The organism is Nostoc sp. C110, from assembly GCF_043099725.1.
In the GTDB taxonomy this organism is placed as follows: Bacteria; Cyanobacteriota; Cyanobacteriia; order Cyanobacteriales; family Nostocaceae; genus Nostoc; species Nostoc muscorum_A.
In genome coordinates this window covers 3,865,346-3,881,696 of the sequence record NZ_CP171148.1, presented here as the reverse complement: position 1 = coordinate 3,881,696, position 16,351 = coordinate 3,865,346, and the positions used below count along the sequence as shown (strand labels likewise).

General features: G+C 42.5%; 11 protein-coding genes and 2 pseudogenes. 7 read left to right on the top strand and 6 right to left on the bottom strand.

The window, feature by feature from the left end:
* Nucleotides 1–229 precede the first annotated feature (229 nt).
* Nucleotides 230–2,977: a cation-translocating P-type ATPase gene (locus tag ACFFRD_RS21965; RefSeq protein WP_392477433.1), complete on the bottom strand. Its 2,748-nt coding sequence runs from the start codon at nt 2,975–2,977 to the stop codon at nt 230–232.
* A 176-nt stretch (nt 2,978–3,153) separates the two neighbouring features.
* Between ACFFRD_RS21965 and ACFFRD_RS21960 the strand changes: the two genes are divergently transcribed.
* From ACFFRD_RS21960 to ACFFRD_RS21935, 6 genes are all read left to right on the top strand, one after another.
* On the top strand, nt 3,154–4,236 hold the full coding sequence (locus ACFFRD_RS21960) for an ATP-binding protein (protein WP_392477432.1): 1,083 nt from the start codon (nt 3,154–3,156) through the stop codon (nt 4,234–4,236).
* Between the two features lie 187 nt (nt 4,237–4,423).
* Complete coding sequence (locus ACFFRD_RS21955; RefSeq protein WP_392477430.1) at nt 4,424–5,395, top strand: DUF362 domain-containing protein; 972 nt, start codon at nt 4,424–4,426, stop codon at nt 5,393–5,395.
* Nucleotides 5,396–6,279: 884 nt separating this feature from the next.
* Nucleotides 6,280–6,468 (top strand): hypothetical protein, encoded by a 189-nt coding sequence (locus ACFFRD_RS21950; RefSeq protein ID WP_114084033.1) that lies wholly within the window; start codon nt 6,280–6,282, stop codon nt 6,466–6,468.
* A gap of 419 nt (nt 6,469–6,887) precedes the next feature.
* Nucleotides 6,888–7,400: an inorganic diphosphatase gene (locus ACFFRD_RS21945; protein WP_114084032.1), complete on the top strand. Its 513-nt coding sequence runs from the start codon at nt 6,888–6,890 to the stop codon at nt 7,398–7,400.
* A 136-nt stretch (nt 7,401–7,536) separates the two neighbouring features.
* Complete coding sequence (gene panD, locus ACFFRD_RS21940) at nt 7,537–7,920, top strand: aspartate 1-decarboxylase (RefSeq protein WP_012409102.1); 384 nt, start codon at nt 7,537–7,539, stop codon at nt 7,918–7,920.
* A gap of 11 nt (nt 7,921–7,931) precedes the next feature.
* A complete protein-coding gene (locus ACFFRD_RS21935; RefSeq protein WP_392477427.1) occupies nt 7,932–8,837 on the top strand; it encodes an MBL fold metallo-hydrolase in 906 nt (301 codons plus the stop codon).
* 126 nt (nt 8,838–8,963) lie between these two features.
* On the opposite strand, the gene ACFFRD_RS21930 is transcribed toward ACFFRD_RS21935, so the two are convergent.
* The 4 genes and pseudogenes from ACFFRD_RS21930 to ACFFRD_RS21915 form a co-directional block, all read right to left on the bottom strand.
* Nucleotides 8,964–10,181 (bottom strand): HhoA/HhoB/HtrA family serine endopeptidase, encoded by a 1,218-nt coding sequence (locus tag ACFFRD_RS21930; RefSeq protein WP_392477425.1) that lies wholly within the window; start codon nt 10,179–10,181, stop codon nt 8,964–8,966.
* 482 nt (nt 10,182–10,663) lie between these two features.
* Nucleotides 10,664–11,986 carry a D-alanyl-D-alanine carboxypeptidase gene (locus tag ACFFRD_RS21925; RefSeq protein ID WP_392477423.1) on the bottom strand — a complete coding sequence of 441 codons (1,323 nt, stop codon included), beginning with the start codon at nt 11,984–11,986 and terminating at the stop codon, nt 10,664–10,666.
* A 750-nt stretch (nt 11,987–12,736) separates the two neighbouring features.
* Nucleotides 12,737–13,807 (bottom strand): LOG family protein, encoded by a 1,071-nt coding sequence (locus tag ACFFRD_RS21920; RefSeq protein WP_179074816.1) that lies wholly within the window; start codon nt 13,805–13,807, stop codon nt 12,737–12,739.
* Between the two features lie 433 nt (nt 13,808–14,240).
* A pseudogene (locus tag ACFFRD_RS21915) lies at nt 14,241–15,044 on the bottom strand (pentapeptide repeat-containing protein); the annotation flags it as partial.
* Between ACFFRD_RS21915 and ACFFRD_RS21910 the strand changes: the two are divergent.
* Nucleotides 14,950–15,162 carry a hypothetical protein gene (locus ACFFRD_RS21910; RefSeq protein ID WP_392483139.1) on the top strand — a complete coding sequence of 71 codons (213 nt, stop codon included), beginning with the start codon at nt 14,950–14,952 and terminating at the stop codon, nt 15,160–15,162. The pseudogene ACFFRD_RS21915 and the gene ACFFRD_RS21910 sit on opposite strands and share 95 nt — an antisense overlap.
* Here the strand turns inward: ACFFRD_RS21910 and ACFFRD_RS21905 are convergent.
* Nucleotides 15,087–15,635, bottom strand: a pseudogene (locus tag ACFFRD_RS21905) (pentapeptide repeat-containing protein); the annotation flags it as partial. The gene ACFFRD_RS21910 and the pseudogene ACFFRD_RS21905 overlap by 76 nt on opposite strands.
* Nucleotides 15,636–16,351 lie beyond the last annotated feature (716 nt).

Genomic DNA, 16,351 nt, shown 5'->3' with positions numbered 1-16,351 from the left:
CCCCCCTTGGAAAGGGTGGAAAAAGATATCTAGTTCCCTCCCCTTTCCAAGGGGAGGGTTAGGGTGGGGTAATTCGAGGACTGGTAATGATTCGATAACTTGTGTGTACACCTCCCCTTACCAAGGGTAAGTGCCGCAGACGGTGGGTTATTTTCTATGCGTCTTAAAGAATTCGTATAACGCACCGAAAATCTAGGATGGTGTTTGTCTTGAAAAATACCTGAGTAATTTAATTTGGCGGATCAAAACGATTTACTACTGTAGCCCACAAAATCATTGGTGAACCAACTGCTAAACAAAACAACCACTGTTGCAAGCTTAATGGTGCTGTTTCAAAAACTTCATTAATTAATGGCACATGAGCAAAAATAATTTGCAAAATAATTGCCCCTAAAATTCCAAAGCCAATAGCAGGAATATCAACGTTCTCTTTAATTGTGCCGTCCATCTTGGCTATTAAATTCGGAATTAATTGACTAATACTCAATAAATAGAATATCCGTCCGGCAATGAGAGCATTAATCGCCATTGTTCTCGCTAAATCGATATTACCTGTAGTTTGGCGGATATATTCAAATACTCCAAATATGACAATCCAATTAAATAGAGAAATTGCTAAGATTCGTTGTAACCGACTCTTTGAAATTAATGGTTCATTAGGATGACGGGGTGCTTGTTGCATGATATTTTGCGCCTTTGGCTCAAAGGCTAAAGGCACTGTCATAGTAATAGAATTGAGCATATTTAGCCACAGAACTTGTAAAGATAAAATTGGTAAATCTCTGGCTAACAATGTGCTAATTAAAATTGTCATTGATTCACCACCATTAACAGGCAAAATAAAGCAAATTGCCTTGAGCAGATTTTTATAAACCGCCCGTCCTTCTTCTATAGCAGCTTCAATGGAGGCAAAATTATCATCGGTAAGCAGCATATCTGCGGCTTCTTTGGCAACTTCTGTACCAGTACCACCCATCGCAATACCAATATCTGCTTGTTTTAAGGCTGGTGCATCGTTGACACCATCTCCTGTCATGGCAACGATTTCACCTTTTGATTGTAAAGCTTCGACTAAACGTAGCTTTTGTTCTGGGGCGACACGAGCAAAGACTACACCTTCTTGGGCAACTTCGGCAAGTTCTGTTTTATCCATTTTTGCTAGTTCTGCACCTGTGAAAGCCAGAACTGAGCCATTTTTATTGATGCCCATACGATAAGCGATCGCCTGTGCTGTGATAGCATGATCGCCAGTGATCATTTTGACCTCAATTCCCGCTTCCTGGCAGGCTTGTACTGCCTTAATAGCACTCTCACGCGGCGGATCGATCATTCCCTGCAAGCCGATGAAAATTAACCCGGTATTAATATCTGGATGATCTAGGGTATTTTGCCCATCGGGTACTACTTTTTTCGCTAAAGCTAATACCCGCAAGCCTTGCCGTGCCATAATATTAACTTCCCGCTCAATGCTGCTTTGCCGTAATGTTTCTACACAATCTAACGGGCGGGGTTGTCCATCAGTGTTCAACATCAGAGTGCAACGCTGAATAATTGCCTCAACTGAACCCTTGACATAAATAGTCTTACCTTGAGGTGTGGCGTGCAAAGTCGCCATGTATTGAAAGTCCGATTCAAAGGGAATCGCATCCACCTTTAGCATTTGCTTAAGTAAGGTAGGCTGACTAAAACCTGCTTTATTTGCTGATGTAATTAATGCCCCTTCTGTAGGATCTCCCATTACTACCCATCTACCATTTTTCTTTTCTAAATGGGAATCGTTACATAACAAGCCTGCGATTAAACATTCTTGCAAACCTTTATGGCTATTGAGGTTCACGGGTTTGTCATTTATCAGGATTTCGCCTTCCGGTGTGTAACCGATACCAGTGAGAGTATATTGATATCCCCCTGCATAAATTGCCTGTACTGTCATCTGGTTTTCTGTCAAAGTCCCAGTTTTATCAGAGCAAACAACAGTTGCACTTCCCAAGGTTTCCACGGCTGGTAATTTGCGGATAATGGCGTTGCGTCGCGCCATCCGAGAAACACCTATGGCTAGGGTAACTGTCACTACTGCTGGTAATCCTTCAGGAATCGCACTGACTGTTAAAGCGACTGCTGCTTCTAAAGCTTCTTCAAAACCTCGAAAGCTTAATCCCACCACGAAGCAGAGGGCTGCTAATCCTAACACCATATACAGCCAATTCTGGCTAAATTTATTGAATTTCCTGGTTAATGGTGTCGAAATATCTGTATGTTGCTCCATTAACTGAGAAATTCGCCCTGTTTCTGTGGTGTTTCCTGTGGCAACTACAACACCAGTACCTTGCCCAAAGGTAACGAAGCCACCCGCATAAGCCATGTTTTTGCGCTCGGCGAGAGCAATATCTGGCTTTAAAGTTTGAGTATTCTTTTCTACTGCTAAAGATTCACCAGTCAGGGCAGATTCATCTATTTGTAAATTTTTAACTTTAATTAACCGTAAATCTGCTGGGACTTTATCACCAGAAGTTAGCAAAACAATATCGCCAGGTACTAACTCACCAGAAGCAATGCGTAATTTTTGACCATCACGGATGACAGTTGCTTCTGTGGTAATTGCTTTGGCGAGGGCAGCGATCGCACTTTCGGCTTTTGATTCTTGAATAAATCCAATGATGGCGTTGGTGGTAGTCACTCCCCAAATAACACCAGCATTCACCAAGCTGCCAGTTAGCGCCTTTACTAAACCCGCACACAACAAAATAATCAGTAGTGGTTGGTTAAATTGCAGTAAAAATTTTAACCACCAAGGTTTGCTTTTCTTGCCTGTGAGTTCGTTTGCTCCCACTTCAGACAATAAGCGTTTGGCTACTGCACTACTCAAACCATTCTCAGCATCAGTATCTAAGTGTGCGATCGTTTCCGAAATTTCCAAAGTATGCCAAACGGTGGATTGCTTTTCTTGGGATGCAATGGGAGATGCTGCCTGTACCATATTTATTTCTTAAATCTAGTGTTAAATAAAATTTAGCACGCTTTATTAGTGCTAAATATAAATAAGCACTAATAAAAATTTACTATTATCATCATTACTTTCAATGCTTGCTCAGTAGTCATGGAAGTGAGTATGCTTGCCGTTAAATGGGGATTAAAACCAAGGGCAAAAATTAGGTGAATTTGGATTTGTCTACTCCTTTACAATTGGTTGGGCGATCGCTAGAATTTCAGCGAATTGTCGAAGTACTAGCCCAAGATGGAGACTTGCTGATTACTGGCGTACCTGGTAGTGGGCGGCGAACTTTAGTGCGAGGGGCTGCTCAAGAAGTTGGTGCGATCGTCTTGGAGATAGACTGCATCCGCGCGACAGATGGAGAGCGATTTATCCTACTGCTAACAGAGACAATTAGCCAAAACTGGGAAGCAGCACAAATTCAAGACTGGGTAAGCAACTTTGGCAAAGAGTTTTTTGTCTTTCATCCAGAAGGCAAACTTAAGTCATTGCGTTCCCTGAACCAAAAGCAGTTATGGCAAGCATTTGAAATTTTGCTCAATTTGCTCCAAATTATGGCTATTGCTTTAAATAAGCGGGTAGTGCTGATTTTGCAGAGTTTTCCGCACATTCGCTCTTGGGATCGTAATGGTTTGTGGGAAGCCACATTCAGACGAGAAATAAATGTACAAAGTCATGTTAGCTACGTCTTAATAGCAACCATAGCTGAGATCAGCCATCATCCAGATGAGACAAACTATCCCCTAGAAACTATACAGTTAGCCCCCTTAGCTAATGACGTTTTGGCATTGTGGGCGAGGGAGATATTGCATATACAAGGAATGAAATTTGATTCTCGCTCCCAAGCACTACAATTATTTTTAGATGCTGTCCAAGGACACATTGGCGACGCAATGGCAATAATTCGCCGCCTGCAAACTTTTTCTTATCCTGATGGGTTAATTAGTGAAGCAGCAGTGCAGCAGGCAATAGAAGGATTACTCAAAGACTTGTCTTTAGTTTTTGAATCTTTACTCATGTTATTGCCAGCAAATCAGGTGCATCTTTTAGAATCTTTGGCTTTAGATCCTACAGATAAACCACAAAGTAAAGAATATATTCAAAAACATGGTCTTTCAAGAGGTGGTAGCCTTCAGGGATCGCTGACTGGATTACAGAACAAAGGTTTAATTTATAGTGCTGAACAGGGTTATCAACTAGCGTTACCTTTATTGGCTTTGTGGTTACGGCAAAGGTTAAGCTAGTGCCGCAAGGCGGAATTAAAAATTAAAAATTATAAATTAAAAATTATAAATGAATACAGCGTAAGCGTTTCGTTGATTTGGAATGGGTGGCTTATTTACGGTGTGCTGTACTAGTACGCGAGATTTTAAAGAATTGGTATAAATAGGAAGATAAAAGAATATCTTCATTACTGGTAATTTATTATCCATGCAGACTCAAAAATCATCTGTCAGTCTCATTCGGGCTACATCTTACGAACGAGAGGCTTTACGAGAATCTTTAGTCACACTGCTGGAACCTTTTGGAGGAATGGCAGCGTTTGTGAAAAAAGGCGATCGCGTTTTACTCAAACCTAACTTACTTACAGGCTCACGTCCTGGTAAAGAGTGTATCACCCGTGCCGAACTAGTTTACGAAGTTGCCCAAATGGTAATTGAAGTTGGCGGTAAGCCCTTTTTGGGTGATAGTCCTGCTTTTGGCAGTGCCAAGGGCGTAGCAATCGCAAATGGCTATCTGCCTATTTTAGAAGAACTCAATCTTCCCATCATCGATTTTCAAGGTCAGCGTTACCAAACAATTAGTGATAACTTTAACCATCTGCGACTGTCTAAAGAAGCAATGGAAGCAGACGTAGTAATTAATCTACCTAAAGTTAAATCTCATGCTCAGTTGACATTGACACTGGGCGTAAAAAACTTGTTTGGTTGCGTCCCTGGCAAAATGAAAGCTTGGTGGCACATGGAAGCCGGAAAAGATGCGAATAGATTTGGTGAAATGTTAGTAGAAACTGCTAGGGCTATTAACCCTAACTTAACCATATTAGATGGGATCATTGGTCATGAAGGAAATGGCCCTAGTAATGGTGAACCTCGCCAACTGGGAATTTTAGCAGCCGCATCAGATATATTTGCTTTAGATCGAGCAATGGTAGAAATCCTCAATGTTCCTCCTGAACAAGTACCTACAGTTGCAGCTTCTCAAAGGCTAGGAGTTTGTCCAGAACTTGCTGCTATCGAGTTTCCACATTTAAATCCCGACTTATTAAAAATAGAAGATTGGCAGCTACCAGACAAGTTGATGCCCATTGATTTTGGTATGCCTCGCGTAATTAAGTCTACCTTTAAGCATCTTTACACCCGATTTATCAAAGAACCAATTAGTGTTTACGGAAGGAACTAGGGACTGGGGAATGGAGACTGGGGACAAGAGGACAAGAGGTGAGAACTTGAAACAAGTCTTTCCCCTTGTCCCCTTGCCCAATGCCCAATCTAATGCAAACTTCGTTACAGCAATTTCAATTATTAGCAGAGTAATCTGTAATTACCCTCCGATTGCTTAACCAGACCGCCCTATTATATTTAGTGGCGGTTTTTTTAGCTGATACGCCTCCTTCTAAAATATTATTTACTCTACCTATATATAGATTGACAAAAATGCAGTGACATTACATAGATATTAAGATTTAAATTCTAAAATATTTGTTTAGTGTTATCACTGAATCTATGCTGCCCAACACAGTTAATCTATCTGTATTTATTCGGTAATTATGATTGGTTATAAAAAACATTCCTACCATTTCTTCTTTGGTGTCAAATATTTGTGTGTATAACTACCGGATAACAATCGAAACCATTGATAGATATTCAGTGCTTTTGCGGTTTTGTGTCCTGTATCACAAATTAACAATTCCAGTAAAATGACCTTATCAAAGGCATTTTAGGATGTTATAATCATGAAGTATCAGACAAATATGTTTTGCTAATTAATCTTTAAGCAGCGAAAAAATGTAATTTATGATGCTGTCAAAGTTGGCTTTGCGTATGCAAACCATTACACCATACAGGGAAACATCTGAAAATATTAATTACAAAATAAAACATGATTTGTTTAGTTGTAACTTTGTATTAAGAACTCCATGTATAAAAAGGCTATTATGACAGTTGTCTAACTGGTTTAGATTGTAAAGTGCTACACATTTTACAGTTTAAAAATAGCTAACATAGCATTAAGACTCTCAATCAGAGAGTAGACCTACACAGTGTTACGAATAACTTCAACTTTGTATGAATTCAAATAGCCAGTCTGCCAATTCTACCGACACATATTCCCAACGTTTGGCAGACATTGTGGGAACTGCGATCGCTCTGTTGACTCTTACCCTACCCGTATTTGTCATCGCCCACTATTCTTCAACTAATGTTCAAAATAACCAGCAACCCCTGATCCAAAACCTACAAGGAAGTAAAGATTGATAAAGTTTTCCAGTAGCATTTCATCAGGAATAACCTGAATTTGTATCGTGTGACTCCAGGTTTCGGGTGTCTTGACAGAGTAGGGGCAGAAATCTCCCCAACAGCAATCAAGGGCGGGAGAAAATAATACCCTCTTGGAAAAAGCGTTGCGAAGTAACTTCGCAACGCTTTTTCCATTTTTCAGAGGAGTGGTGAGATGAGGAGGACAAGGGAGGCAGGGGAGCAGAGGGACAAGGGGACAAAAGTTTAGAACTTACAACAAGTCTTTCCCCTTGTCCCCAATTCTCCTTGTCCCCTTTCCCATTCCCAATTCCCAATTCCCAATTCCCCATCAGAGATCCATATTGTCCTAAAATTCTACACGGGGAGCGAAGCTGACTGAGTGCCCCCATGATTCACTGTTATCAGAGGACTTTTTTGTGGATTTATCTCGTATTCCTGCCCAACCGAAACCCGGTTTAATCAACGTTCTGATTGAAATTACTGGCGGAAGTAAAAATAAATACGAATACGACAAGGAACTAGAAGCTTTTGCTCTAGACCGAGTACTTTATTCCTCGGTAAAATATCCTTATGATTACGGCTTTGTGCCCAATACTTTGGCTGAAGACGGCGATCCCCTGGATGGTATGGTCATAATTGACGAGCCAACCTTTCCTGGCTGTATTATTGCTGCACGACCAATTGGCTTCTTGGAGATGATTGACGGTGGCGATCGCGATGAAAAAATCCTTTGTGTTCCTGACAAAGATCCCCGCTACACTCAGGTAAAATCCCTGAAAGACGTAGCGCCACACCGCTTAGATGAAATTGCCGAATTTTTCCGTAGTTATAAAAATTTGGAAAAAAAGGTGACTGAAATTCTCGGTTGGCAAGATGTGGACAAGGTTGCAGCTTTAGTAGAAAAATCCGTCAAAGCTTATAGAGGATAATAGAAGAGTTAGGAGTTAGGAGTTAAGAGTTATAAATTTTGATTCCTCAATCCTAACTCCTTTACAGACGCGATTAATCGCGTCTCTACTCATAAATTTCATTTGTTACGAAACTGCCACCAAATCCTAAACCAAAATGCAGCGTACTCTCCTTTTGGCAAAAATTCATAATTGCACCCTTACGGGGGCGAATATCAACTACGTGGGTAGTATCAGCATCGATGAAATCCTTTTGGAAAAAGCTGGGATCTTACCTTATGAGCAAGTGCAAGTAGTTAATAGTGCCAACGGTCAGCGTTTTATTACTTATGCGATCCCGGCTCCAGCCCATTCAGGAGTAATTGAGCTAAATGGGGGTGCGGCACGTCTAGGCATTATTGGCGATCGCTTGATTATAATGACTTACGGGCAGTTCACTCCAGAAGAGTTAAAAAATTACTCTCCTACGGTAGTCATTGTGGACGAAAAAAACAGGCTGTTGGAAGTTCGGCGCTACGATGACCTGCTCGTTAAGGTCTAATTTGAAGGAAAATGTCAAATTTTGAGTTGTCGGATTCCCAGAGCTACATACCTGAAAAGTCTGCTACCCTGCCAAGTAGCCCAGCAGGTGAGTTTATTGTGCAATTTTGGGGTGTACGGGGTTTGATTCCTACCCCAGACACCAGCACCAACCGCTATGGTGGTAATACTGCTTGTGTAGAAATGGCTGTAGGTGGAAAACGCTTGATTTTTGATGGTGGCACTGGTTTACGCATATTGGGTAAAACTTGGCAAGAACTACAACAGCCAATACAAGCCCATTTATTTTTTACCAACTGCCAATCAAACCGAATTCAAGGGTTTCCCTTTTTTGCTCCTGCATTTATTGGAGAAAATTGCTTTCATATTTACGGCACAGCTGCCTCAAATAGTGCCTCAATCAAACAATGTCTGTACGATCAGATGCTCCAGCCCCACTTTCCTTATCCTTTACAGGTAATGCAGTCGGAATTGCAGTTTTACAATCTCATTCCAGACAGTGATGTAAAGCTAGATGATGTCATCATTACAACCGCATTAATCAATCAAACTCAGCGCTCAGTTGGCTACCGAGTTAGTTGGCAAGATTATAGTGTTGCCTACGTCACGGATTTGCACCAAAATGCCGATCAAGTAGAGCGAGAGCGGATTTTAGAGTTTATTAAAGGCGTTGATTTGCTGATTGCCAATGCCACTTACACTCCCCCTACGTCTCACAACCATGACTCTGCTGATTTACTCTGGCAAGCTGCGGTGAATGCAGCTTTGAATGCTGGTGTGCAACGGCTAGCTATTTCTCATCATCACCCAGATGACCATGATGATTTTCTTGATCGGGTTCAAGTCGATATTAAATCTGCCTTTCCTGAAGCAGTATTAGCCCATGAAGGTCTAGTTTTAGCTGTTGGTAAGCTTTAAGCGAATGGAATTCGCGGCTAAACAGGCAAAGTCCGCCTCCGCGGACTAAGAAAAAATTAAGGGTTTGAAACCCACGGAGGTGGATTTTGTTTGTGTAGACGCGGTTTCTAACCGCCCCTTTAACTCCTACGAAGCATTTTGCAACTCGGCTGTGCGGATTGAAAGCTGCTGTGTCTGATTGCCCCGTTGCACTTTCACCTGTAATACTTGACCAAGACGACTGTCTTCCACAACGTTCTGCAATTGTTCAGCGCTGGTAATAGCTTTACCATCAACTTGCAGAATTACATCCCCGCGCCGGATACCGGCAGATGCAGCTGGAGAATTGGGAACAACTCGCATGACAAAAACACCATTAATTTCTGGTATTTGAATCGGAGAGTTGGGATCGGTGTTATTTTGCTTGGCAAGATCGGGTGTTAAAGTTAGCATTTGCACGCCTAAATAGGGGTGAGCAACTTTGCCATCACGTTGCAGTTGCGCTGCGATCGCTTTCGCTTTATCAATAGGAATCGCAAACCCAATACCCATCGCGTCGGGACGAATCGCTGTGTTAATGCCAATCACTTCACCTTGGCCATTTAATAGCGGCCCGCCAGAGTTACCTGGGTTAATAGCGGCATCGGTTTGAATGAAGTCTAGGCGTTTGTCGCTAATGCCAACTTGGGCACTGGAACGTTTGAGAGTACTGACAATTCCCAAAGTAACGGTGTTATCAAATCCTAAAGGATTACCAACTGCGATCGCCCAATCTCCGACTTGGACATTAGTGGAAGAACCCAAGGGTGCGACTGGTAAATCGTTACCAGCGTTAATCTTGACTACTGCCAAATCTGTAACTTCATCAATGCCTTGAACTTTCCCTTCAAAGGTGCGGCCATCTTTGAGTCGGACTGTTACCTTGTCAGCCTTATCGACCACATGAGCGTTAGTCATAACTAAGCCACTCTTGTCAATAATGAAACCTGAGCCTAAACCGCGTAACTGCTCAGAAGGTGGCATTTGTTGGGAGAAACCGTCACCAAAAAACCGACGGAAAAATGGGTCTTCCATAAATGGATCAACGCGACGAGTAATTGTTCGCTCAGTATCAATGCGAACAACTGCTGAACCGACGCGATTCACTGCTGCGGTGACAAAGCTACTACTACCGATCGCAGTCGTGGCTGGTGATTGTCGTTGGGCAATCAGTTGTGAAGTATCTCCATCTGTTATTGGGGGTGCGGGTTCGGCTTGGGAGGGCAACACCTGCAATGTGCTAACCGTTAGCACAACTCCGAGCGCGATCGCTAAAACATAACTACTGAGTTGACGTATGGATCTGGTTAATTTGGGAAATCGCATAATCACAACCTAATTTATAAGCTTAATTGTTGCTTAGTCGTGACAAATCTATTTACAGTTATTTTTACTTCAGGTTTCGCCTGCTCTTCCCAATTCCTGGATTTCTCACAAGTGAGAAATGAGCGTGAGTGTGGGGGGTGTGGGGAGTGTGGGGAGAAAGAGGAGGAATTGAATAACTGCACATCAATGAACGCTGCATTGCCTCCCACACCTCCAACACTCCCCACCCGAATCACACAATACTTGAGAAATTCGGGAATAGTGTGGTTAGGGCATTTTACGAGTTACCTATAATCAAGTTAATGGAAAATTTAACCCAAAAGCTATTATGGACATTCACCCTTTACAAGTTCGGTTTTTACCCATCAATAAAACTTTTGGATTGCTAATAAAACTAGAAGTTTCCAAGTAGTGATACCGATAAAAAGGAGATGTGGGACACCCATGCTCACTTTTGGTTCAAAACCCGATCGGATGATGAACTAACTTTTGAATAAAATTTCATTTCGACTCGCTGCACCTAACTGGGGTAAAGAGTTGATGGCTGAGTGGGGAGTGAGGTTAACAGGAACGGTGAGAGGTAGTTGTAATTGTTTAACAACACTTTGCAGTAGTTGGTCTTGTCCAGTCCGTAAACCCCAAACATTTGTCCCACGATTGATAATAGCAAACCAAACCAAACCGCGATCGCGTGTGGGCATGACTCCGGCTAAAGCGCTCACATCTCTAAGAGTGCCAGTTTTGATTACAGTAGACAGAGGAATGTGTCGGGAGTGTAGTGTTCCTCGGTGATCAAACCCAGACATCGGGAACAAGTCAGCCAGATTTAGCTGATGGGCAGATGCCTCACTTTGAATAGCCATAAACATCGCACAGGCAGCCCTAGGGGAAATGCGATTTTCGGGGCCTAGTCCAGAACCATTGATTAACTGAATTTCCACTTGTGGCACTCTCGCAAGGTTAGCAGCAGTGGATTGGACTACAGCTGCTCCTCCCACTGAATCTGCTAGCATTTCTGCCATATCGTTGTTACTGTAAACATTCATTTCCTTGATTAGTTGCTTCAAGGGTAACGAGCGATGACGCAGTAACAAAGTTTGTTGGGGGTTTGGTTGTGCCTCAACTTTCACCGTACCCGAAATGACAACTTGAGGCTTGGGCGTTCCCTTAGCCATGATTGAGTGTATGTAAATAGCAGGGCGGCCCCAAGTTGCTCGATTTAGCGTTTGCTTGAGCATCATACCCGCCAGCATCGGCTGCCGTTGGAAATTCATGGCAAAAGTGCCATTAATGATTAAATTTCCCTTTATCTGCTTAATACCCATTTTATTAAGAGTATTACCAAGAGCGATCGCTTCTTCCCAAACAAACAAAGGATCGCCACCGCCTGTAATCACTAAATTGCCCTGCACAACTCCATTTACCACTGGCCCAGTGATACTCACCAAAGTATCAAATTGGTAATCTGGACCCCAAGTTTTCAAAGCAACTAGTGAAGTGGCAATTTTGGTTAAAGAGGCAGCAGGCAGAGGTGTCGTACCTTGGTGATTTGCCATCAGCATTGGTCCTGATTGCATCCAAATTCCCTGACTCTCAGCCAGATTTTGCCCCACCACTTTTGATGTAATCAGCTTTTTCAGATATTCTTGCACCGTAGTTGCCCCAGTTGGATTGGGATCGGGGGCAAGAACTAAGCCAGGGCTACTTTGCCAAGTTAAAGCATCTAAGGCATCTAGAGGTTTGATTTGTACCCCGGCCATTTCCAGCCAGAGTGACACCAAACCTGAACCCAATAATTCCAGCATATTTTATTCCTCTATATGTGTTTAGGATGTTCTATATTATTTCCTGTGCTAATATACACGCTTTTTTATGCAGATCAGCATTGAGTCACAATAACTAGTGCATTAGACATCTGAAAGTAAGGTGAATCACATGATTTTCGTTATACTTTTTACAAAAAAAGACTGACTCTGAGAGCCATGTCTCTTGAAAGCCAGTATAAAGGAGGCAAAGCGAGTTGACTCTTCATATTTCATCATTTTTTATTAAAAATTTGATAATTATTTAGATACATTGTAAATTCCTCTTCAATACCTCTTTCAAAGTCATCCTCAAGCAGACATATCAGCTAAGTTAAATGATGAAGATATCAAAATCATCGGACATTTTTTTCGTTTATCTAGCCTGAGATAAACTGTGAAGATAGCAATCCTATCTGAGTTGTGAAAATTATTTTGTTTAACGTAAGTAAGTTGGTATAATAAAATCAAACTATGTAAATAAAAACCCTTCTACCTATTGCCTTATCCCAACGAAAATTATTTACGCCAACTTACTCAGATGTGAAGTGACTGTCCGCAGGCTACCACAAAGAACGCATAGATACTTACTACTGAAAAAAGGACATTAGAGTGGTTAGAAGTTTGTTGCGATCGCCTGCGTTATTATGTCGCTTTCATAGAGTCAAATCTTTAACGATCTAAAAGATATTAAACTGGCAATCAACCTGTCAAAAATATTGTGATATGGGTGGAAAAATCCACCCCTAAACTCTACTTTCTTTCTGGGTGTGCTGCATCTTCTGATGAAACATTACCCATTTGGTTAATTGTGGCAATCATCTGATACAAACGCCCCAAGTCGCGTTGATTGAAGTACAAAATGAGCCGGGGTAGTTCAACCGTTTCATCTTGTGCTTCTTGAGGTAATGCCTGAGTTTTTTCAATCCGTCCTTTAACAATAATGTCACTGAAATCAGCATTGAGTTGCTCTACAAGATAGTCTGATATATCTGTCTTCAGACGGATGACTAATTGCTCGCCTACATATCGACAGGAATGATAAACCTGGTAAAAACGAGTAATCGCGTCACAAGCAACATCCAGGTTGTCTGTCACCGTGTAAAGGCTGGGGTCTTCAGGACTGACAAGACCATTTTGGACTAGTTGCTTATCAATGTATTCGCTCCAAGACCGCCAGTAATCACCACCAGGATGGTCAATTAAAACTAGAGGTACTGGGCCAAACTTACCATTCTGACTTAATGTCATACATTCAAAAGCTTCATCTTGAGTGCCAAAGCCTCCCGGAAATAAGGCTACAGCATCACTTTCTTTAAGGAGAAAAAGCTTGCGAGTAAAGAAATATTTGAAAATAATTAGCTTGGGATCGCCCTCTATAAAAGGGTTTGCTTCTTGTTCAAAAGGTAATTGAATATTTAATCCAAAGGAATTTTCTCGTCCAGCACCTTCGTGACCCGCCTGCATGATTCCACCGCCACCGCCGGTCATCACCATAAATCCTAATTGAGAAACAGCGCGAGCAAACTCAAGGGCCATTTGGTACTCTGGCGTATCTGGCGCTAGACGAGCAGAACCGAAGATAGTGACTTTGCGAACGTGTCGATAATCATAAAAAAGCTGGAAACCGCGTTCCATATCTGCTAACGCAGCCGACAATATTTTCCAATCGAGACGCTCAATTTCGGTATCAGCAAGACGAACAATAGTAGCAAGTGCTTGCTGAATAAATTGCCGATTTTTTAATGTCGGTAGACGAACGACCAATTCAGCGATATCCGCCTGTAAAGACTCTAATGTGTCAAACGACGCAGATGAAGTCATGAGAACTGCCGCAACAATGGCATTATATTCTACGTGAATGACTTACACTCTAGCAAGCGGAATAATAGCCCCCTGAATATCAATATCCCGTAGCATCTGAATAATTTAAAACAGAGATGCTGAGGACGCAAAGGACATAAATAAACCCGGATTTCTCACGATACTGTAGGCAGGGAAGTGTGGGGAAAAGAGGAGTGTGGGGAAAAGAGGAGTGTGGGGAAAAGAGGAGTGTGGGGAAAAGAGGAGTGTGGGGAAAAGAGGAGTGTGGGGAGTGTGGGGGGTAAGATTTCTTCCCCATCCTCCCACACCCCCCACACCTCCCACACCCCCCACACCTCCCACACCCCCCACACCTCCCACACCCCCCACACCTCCCACACCCCTTGATTTCTCACAAGTGAGAAATCCAGGATAAAGATATCACCACGTTCCCTCAGTTCAACCCCAATTCTTCTTTCAATGCCTCCGGGACATTAACTGCTGTCTTTAATCCCCGCACACCTTCCCATTGCTGTTTTTTACCCCAGGTCATTTTTTCCATATTGGCATCGCTGAGGTCTGCACCACTGAGAATGGCGTAACTTAGGTTACTGTGGCTGAGATTCGCGCCATTGAGGATTGCACCACTCAGGTTACTGCCACTGAGGTTAGCGCTGTTAAGGTTGGCATAGCTGAAGTCTGTACCGAAAAGGATCGCGTCGGTAAGATCGGCACCACTGAGGTCGGCTTCGCTGAGAATTACTCCACTGAGGTCGGCTTCGTTGAGGCTTACCCGACTCAGGTCTACACCGCTAAGGTCTGCGCCTAAGAACATTGCACCGTTAAGTCTGGCATTGTTTAGTTTGGCACCATTAAGTTTGGCATAGCTAAGGTCAGCAGCCATGAGGATGGCATCACTAAGGTTGGTGCTGAAAAGAATTGTGTCGCTGAGGTTAGTACCGTTGAGGATGGCGTGACTCAAATCAGCACCACTGAGGTCAGCGCGGCAAAGATCAGCATGGTTAAGGTTGACGTTGTTGAGGTTGGCTTCACTTAGATTCGCACCAAAAAGGATGGCGTTGCTGAGGTCGGCGCGATTCAGGTTAGTGCTGCTGAGGTCGGCGCGGCTGAGGTCGGCGCGGCTGAGGTCGGCGCGGCTGAGGTTGGTACTGCTAAGGTCGGCGCGATTCAGGTCGGCGCGGCTAAGGTTGGCACAGCTAAGGTTAGCACCACTAAGGTTAGTGCTGCTGAGGTCAGCACCACTGAGGTTAGCACCACTGAGGTTAGCCCCACTGAGGTTGGCATCGCCGAAGTTGGCACCGCTAAGGTTAGCACCTATGAAGTTTACGCCAGTTAAGTTGGCATCGCCGAGATAAGCAAGGCTGAGGTCAGCACCGCTAAAGTCTGCCCCGGTGAGGTTGGCATCGCCCAAGTAAGTACTACGAAAGTTACCACCTTTGAGGAATTGCCCGACTATACTGCTAAAGTTGCCAATTTCTAGGGCATCGCTATAGTTAATGATCCGCAGCAGTTGGGATGTGAAAAAATTGTCTGTATCTGGTTGGGCTGATGGATAGAAGGTAATTTTTTCTTTGAGTTCATCTTGCTCTTGGGCGTAGCGGTGTAACTCTAACAGTAAAATCAGTACGTTCAATCCTGTATAGATGTCTACCTGTCTCAGCCCGATCGCAATATTTTGAGTTGCTAGCTTTAATTTTGTTTTCTGAGGCAGGTTATCATCTGGTGTAGCATCAATAAATTCTCCCTGACACCAGCGACGATAAAAATCTTCTAGCCGCCAGAACAGCAATTCTGGGTCAATCTTTTGACTAGTTACAACCAATTCCATTATTTGGTTGACTATTTCTAATTTCAGCGCTCCAGTGCCTAGTAAATCATAAATCTCTTCATGCATCTGGCGATCGCACACTCTTAAGCATAACTCTGATGGTAGCGGGCCCGATATGCGATCGCCTATCTTAGAAGTCAAACTGTTATTTGATATTGTCCATTTTTCTAAGCTTTCTTGCAGTCTTTGAAACCATAAATCTTCCTGTAAATTACCTTGAGCAAATTTAACGCTTTTGTTTACTTTAATACTTTTTCCTGGAGATAAACCGACTTTAGTTTCCACCGATGTGGTCTTTGGCATCTCTTGTAAGCTTATATCCCTCACATAATTTCTCAGCAGTTGCCAAACTTGAGATAAATATGTTGACATTTCTGTGTCCGTTGTTACATTTAAATTACTGTTTTGATAATCTGGAACTAAAATTTTTTCTTTGTTACTTTGCTTATCATTGCCAAAAATAAATAGTATCAATAAATACTACACGAAAAATATCATGCGTTGTCGATATCTATGATGGGCTACACTGACGGCGTTTTTGAAGGGTGGCTTCTCGCTAACCCTTAGTCACGTCAAGCTTCTTCTCTTGATGTAAATAAGTGTGATCGGAAAAATTCTTTCAAAAATCAAGTAATTTTCCGATTTTGGTTTATTTGTTATACTTTTTTCCCCAGATATTTACTAGTCTGATGTAAAAATAATACTTACTCATCGTA

Coding starts and splice junctions, on each gene's coding strand:
- ACFFRD_RS21965 (WP_392477433.1), bottom strand. CDS start 2,977: ATGGTACAGGCAGCATCTCCCATTGCATCCCAAGAAAAGCAATCCACC.
- ACFFRD_RS21955 (WP_392477430.1), top strand. CDS start 4,424: ATGCAGACTCAAAAATCATCTGTCAGTCTCATTCGGGCTACATCTTAC.
- ACFFRD_RS21950 (WP_114084033.1), top strand. CDS start 6,280: ATGAATTCAAATAGCCAGTCTGCCAATTCTACCGACACATATTCCCAA.
- panD (WP_012409102.1), top strand. CDS start 7,537: ATGCAGCGTACTCTCCTTTTGGCAAAAATTCATAATTGCACCCTTACG.
- ACFFRD_RS21935 (WP_392477427.1), top strand. CDS start 7,932: ATGTCAAATTTTGAGTTGTCGGATTCCCAGAGCTACATACCTGAAAAG.
- ACFFRD_RS21930 (WP_392477425.1), bottom strand. CDS start 10,181: ATGCGATTTCCCAAATTAACCAGATCCATACGTCAACTCAGTAGTTAT.
- ACFFRD_RS21925 (WP_392477423.1), bottom strand. CDS start 11,986: ATGCTGGAATTATTGGGTTCAGGTTTGGTGTCACTCTGGCTGGAAATG.
- ACFFRD_RS21920 (WP_179074816.1), bottom strand. CDS start 13,807: ATGACTTCATCTGCGTCGTTTGACACATTAGAGTCTTTACAGGCGGAT.